This is a genomic window from Streptomyces sp. M2CJ-2, assembly GCF_016757295.1.
Taxonomy (GTDB): domain Bacteria; phylum Actinomycetota; class Actinomycetes; order Streptomycetales; family Streptomycetaceae; genus Streptomyces.
In genome coordinates this window covers 1-5407 of record NZ_JAESIF010000151.1, presented here as the reverse complement: position 1 = coordinate 5407, position 5407 = coordinate 1, and the positions used below count along the sequence as shown (strand labels likewise).

Here is a 5407-nt window from a genome sequence, read left to right as displayed (position 1 = left end):
GGTGCTGGACGCCGAGGCCGCCCGGCCCGAACTGCGTGTCACCGAGACCACCGCCGGGGAGCTGGACGCGGTGCTCGCGGAGGCCGCCGGGGAGGGCTTCGACCTGGCGACCGGGATCCCGCTGCGGGCCCGGCTGTTCGCCCTGGGCCCGGACGAGCACGTGCTGCTGGTCGTGGTGCACCACATCGCGGGTGACGGCTGGTCGATGGCCCCGCTGGGGCGGGACCTGTCGGCCGCGTATGCGGCCCGCTGTGCGGGCACCGCCCCGCAGTGGGCGCCGCTGCCGGTGCAGTACGCGGACTACACGCTGTGGCAGCGGGAGGTCCTCGGCGACGAGGAGGACGCGGACAGCGAGCTGGCCCGCCAGGTGGGCTACTGGCGGGACACGCTGGCCGGCCTGCCCGAAGAGCTGGTACTGCCCACCGACCGACCCCGCCCGGCAGAGATGAGCTACCGCGGGGACACCGTTCCGGTGCGGCTGTCGGCCGAGGCACACGCGCGGCTGGTGACGGTGGCCCGGGAAAGCCGGGCGAGCGTGTTCATGGTGGTGCAGGCAGCCCTCGCGACGCTGCTGCACCGGCTCGGCGCGGGTGACGACATTCCGGTCGGCAGCGTGATCGCGGGGCGTACGGACGAGGCGCTGGACGAGCTGGTCGGGTTCTTCGTCAACACCCTGGTGCTGCGCACCGACGTCTCCGGTGACCCGACCTTCCGCGAGCTGGTGGAGCGGGTGCGGGAGGCGGACCTGGCGGCCTACGCCCACCAGGACGTGCCGTTCGAGCGGCTGGTCGAGGTCCTCAACCCGGCCCGCTCCCTGGCCCGCCACCCCCTGTTCCAGGTGATGCTGGCCTTCCAGAACAACGCCGAGGCCGCCCTGGAGCTGCCCGGCGTGCAGGCCGGACCGCAGAACGTCGGCGTGGACGCGGCCAAGTTCGACCTGCTGGTCTCCCTGGAGGAGCGGCACGCCGCGGACGGCAGCCCGGCCGGGCTGCACGGCGTGGTCGAGTACGCCGCCGACCTGTTCGACCGGGAGACGGCGGAGCGGTTGGTGGCCCGGCTGGTGCGTGTCCTGGAGGCGGCCACCGCCGACCCGGCGGCGCGGATCGGCACGGTGGAGGTGCTCTCCGACGAGGAGCGGCACCAGGTGCTCGAGCAGTGGAACGACACCGCTCTCGACATCACCGTGGCCACCCTGCCGCAGCTGTTCGAGGCGCAGGCGGCCCGCACCCCCGACGCGACCGCGGTGGTCTTCCAGGGGGACGAGGTCTCCTACGCGGAGCTGGACGCGCGGGCCAACCGGCTGGCCCGGCTGCTGATCGCCCGCGGCGCCGGCCCGGAGCGGCTGGTGGCGCTGGCCCTGCCCCGCTCGGCGCAGATGATGGTCGCGCTGCTGGCCGTGCTCAAGGCGGGGGCCGCCTACCTGCCGGTCGACCCGGGCTACCCGGCCGACCGGATCGCCTACATGCTCACCGACGCCGCCCCCGCCCTGGTGGTCACCACCAGCGGCGCCGCGGGCGTGCTGCCGACCGGTACCGCCGCCCTGGTGCTGGACGACCCGGGCACCCGCGAGCTGCTGGAGCGGCAGCCGGCCACCGCGCCGTGCGACGCCGACCGGCTCGCCCCGCTGTCCGTGCACCACCCGGCCTACGTGATCTACACCTCCGGCTCCACCGGCCGCCCCAAGGGCGTGGTGGTCCCGCACGGCAACGTCGCCGACCTGGCGGCCTGGGCCGCCGCCTCCTTCGGTCCGCAACAGCTCTCCCGGGTGCTGGCCGCCACCTCGCTCAACTTCGACGTCTCCGTCTTCGAGATGTTCGGCCCGCTGCTCAGCGGCGGCTGCATCGAGGTGGTGCGCGACATCCTCGCCCCGCTGGACGACCCCTCAGAGGAGTGGAGCGGCAGTCTGATCAGCGCCGTGCCCTCCGCGCTGACCCACATGCTCGGGCAGGGAAGCGTCAGGCTCGGCGCCGACACGGTGGTGCTGGCCGGTGAGGCGCTGTCGGCGCACGCCGTGCGCACCATCCGGGCCGCCGTGCCCGGCTGCCGGATCGCCAACATCTACGGGCCGACCGAGGCCACCGTCTACGCGACCGCCTGGTACGCCGACGGCGACATCGACCGCACCCCGCCGATCGGCCGGCCCATCGCCAACACCCGCGCCTACGTTCTCGACGGCGCGCTGCGTCCGGTGGCGCCGGGCGTGGCCGGCGAGCTGTACCTGGCCGGCGCGGGCCTGGCCCGCGGCTACCTGAACCGCCCCGGCCTGACCGCCGAGCGGTTCACCGCCGACCCGTTCGGCGCGCCGGGGGAGCGGATGTACCGCACCGGTGACCTGGTCCGCTGGACCGCCGACGGTGAGCTGGAGTACCTGGGCCGGGCCGACGACCAGGTCAAGCTGCGCGGTTTCCGGATCGAGCTGGGCGAGATCGAGACCGTGCTGGCCGGCCACGAGCTGGTGGGTCAGGTCGCGGTGGTGGTCCGGGAGGACCGGCCGGGCGACAAGCGGCTGGCGGCCTATGTGGTGCCGGCCGGTGGCGGGGTGCCGGAGGCGGCGGAGCTGCGTGCCCACGCGGCCGCGGCGCTGCCGGAGTACATGGTGCCCTCGGCGTTCGTCACCCTCGACGCGCTGCCGCTGAACCCCAACGGCAAGCTGGACCGCAGGGCCCTGCCCGCCCCCGAAGCCGAGGTCCTGACCACGGGCCGGGAGCCGCGCACGGCGCTGGAGAAGGAACTGTGCGCCCTGTTCGCCGAGGTGCTGGGCCTGGAGAAGGTCGGCATCGACGACAGCTTCTTCGACCTGGGCGGGCACTCGCTGCTCGCCACCCGGGTGGTCAGCCGGGTGCGCGCCGTGCTGGGGGCGGAGCTGCCGGTGCGGGCGCTGTTCGAGGCGCCCACCGTCGCCGCGCTGGCCGAGCGGCTCGGTGACGCCGACGGTGCCCGCCAGGCGCTGCGTCCCATGGAGCGGCCGGCGGAGATCCCGCTGTCGCCGGCCCAGCGGCGGCTGTGGTTCCTCGGCCGTTTCGAGGGGACCAGCGCGACGTACAACCTGCCGATGGCGGTGCGGCTGACCGGCGGGCTGGACGTGGAGGCGCTGGCCGCGGCACTGGCCGATGTGGTGGCCCGGCACGAGTCGCTGCGTACCGTCTTCCCCGATGTCGACGGCCGGCCCCGGCAGCTGGTGCTGGACGCCGAGGCCGCCCGGCCCGAACTGCGCGTCACCGAGACCACCGCCGGGGAGCTGGACGCGGTGCTGGCGGAGGCCGCCGCCACCGGCTTCGACGTGTCCGTCGAGACGCCGCTGCGGGCCCGGCTGTTCGCCCTGGGCCCGGACGAGCATGTGCTGCTGGTGGTGGTGCACCACATCGCGGGTGACGGCTGGTCGATGGCCCCGCTGGGGCGGGACCTGTCGGCCGCGTATGCGGCCCGCTGTGCGGGTCAGGCGCCGGTGTGGGCGCCGCTGCCGGTGCAGTACGCGGACTACACCCTGTGGCAGCGCGAGGTCCTCGGCGACGAGGAGGACCCGGACAGCGAGCTGGCCCGCCAGGTGGGCTACTGGCGGGACACGCTGGCCGGCCTGCCCGAAGAGCTGGTACTGCCCACCGACCGACCCCGCCCGGCAGAGATGAGCTACCGCGGGGACACCGTTCCGGTGCGGCTGTCGGCCGAGGTGCATCAGCGGCTGCTGTCGCTGGCGCAGGAGAGCCGAAGCAGCCTGTTCATGGTGATGCAGGCCGGACTCGCCGCGCTGCTGCACCGCCTCGGCGCGGGCGAGGACATCCCGATCGGTTCGCCGATCGCGGGGCGGACCGACGAGGCGCTGGACGAGCTGGTCGGGTTCTTCGTCAACACCCTGGTGCTGCGCACCGACCTGTCCGGTGACCCGACCTTCCGTGAGCTGGTGGAGCGGGTGCGGGAGGCGGACCTGGCGGCCTACGCCCACCAGGACGTGCCGTTCGAGCGGCTGGTCGAGGTCCTCAACCCGGCCCGCTCCCTGGCCCGCCACCCGCTGTTCCAGGTGCTGCTGTCCTTCCAGAACAACGCCGAGGCCGCCCTGGAGCTGCCCGGCGTGCAGGCCGCCGCCCACCCCGTGGGATTGGATGCGGCCAAGTTCGACCTGTCGGTCGCCCTGGAGGAGCAGTACGCCGCGGACGGCAGCCCGGCCGGGCTGCACGGCGTGGTCGAGTACGCAGCCGACCTGTTCGACCGGGAGACGGCGGAGCAGCTGGCGGCCCGGCTGGCGCGGCTGCTCGAGGCGGCCACCGCGGCCCCGGAGACGGCCGTCGGCGCCCTGGAGGCACTGCTGCCCGGGGAGCTCGAGCGGGTTTTGGTGGAGTGGAACGGCACCGGGGGTGAGGTGCCGTCGGGGACGGTGCCGGAGGTGTTCGCGGCGCAGGTGGTGCGCACGCCGGAGGCTCCGGCGGTGGTCTTCGGTGACGAGGTGCTGACGTACGCGGAGCTGGACGCGCGGGCGGATCGGCTGGCCGGGGTGCTGGTGGCGGCCGGGGTGGGTGCCGAGGACCGGGTGGCGGTGCTCATGGAGCGGTCCGCGGACCTGGTGGTGGCGCTGCTGGCGGTGCTCAAGGCGGGTGGTGCGTATGTGCCGCTGGATTCGCGGTTCCCCGGGTCGCGGCTGGAGCACATCGTGGCCGAGACCGGTGCGGTGGTGCTGCTGGTCGATTCCGCCGGGGTGGGTGAGTCGTTCGTGCACCGGGCGGCGGTGGTCGAGGTCGGCCGGGCGTTGGCCGACGGGGCCGCGGGTGTCGGTGCCGGGGGTGTCGGTGCCGGGGTGGTGGAGCATCCGGGCCGGTTGGCGTATGTGATGTTCACGTCGGGGTCGACCGGGGTCCCCAAGGGGGTGGGGGTGGCGCACCGGGATGTGGTGGCGCTGGCGTGTGACGGCCGGTTCAGGGCCGGGCACGAGCGGGTGCTGCTGCACTCGCCGACGGCGTTCGACGCGTCGACCTATGAGTTGTGGGCGCCGCTGCTGCGGGGTGGCCGGGTGGTGGTCGCGCCGCCCGGTGACCTGGATGCGGTGCGGCTGGGTGAGGTGGTGGCCCGGTACGGGGTGACCGGGTTGTGGCTGACGGCGGGTCTGTTCCGGCTGGTGGTGGAGGAGGAGCCGGGCTGTCTGGCCGGGGTGCGTGAGGTGTGGACCGGTGGGGACGTGGTGCCGGCCGCGGCGGCGCGGCGGGTGCTGGAGGCCTGTCCGGGGCTGGTGGTGGTCGACGGGTACGGTCCGACGGAGACCACGACGTTTGCCACCACCTTCCGGATGGAGTCGCCGGCCGGGGTGCCCAACGTGGTGCCGATCGGCCGGCCGCTGGATTCCATGCGGGTGTATGTGCTGGATGGTGGGTTGCGTCCGGTGGCGCCGGGGGTGGCCGGTGAGTTGTATATCGCGGGGGCG

1 protein-coding gene is annotated in these 5407 nt (G+C 74.4%); it reads left to right on the top strand.

The features are described from left to right. Nucleotides 1-5407 (top strand): non-ribosomal peptide synthetase (locus tag JL475_RS37865; protein WP_202282749.1); only part of this gene is annotated, 5407 nt, incomplete at both ends.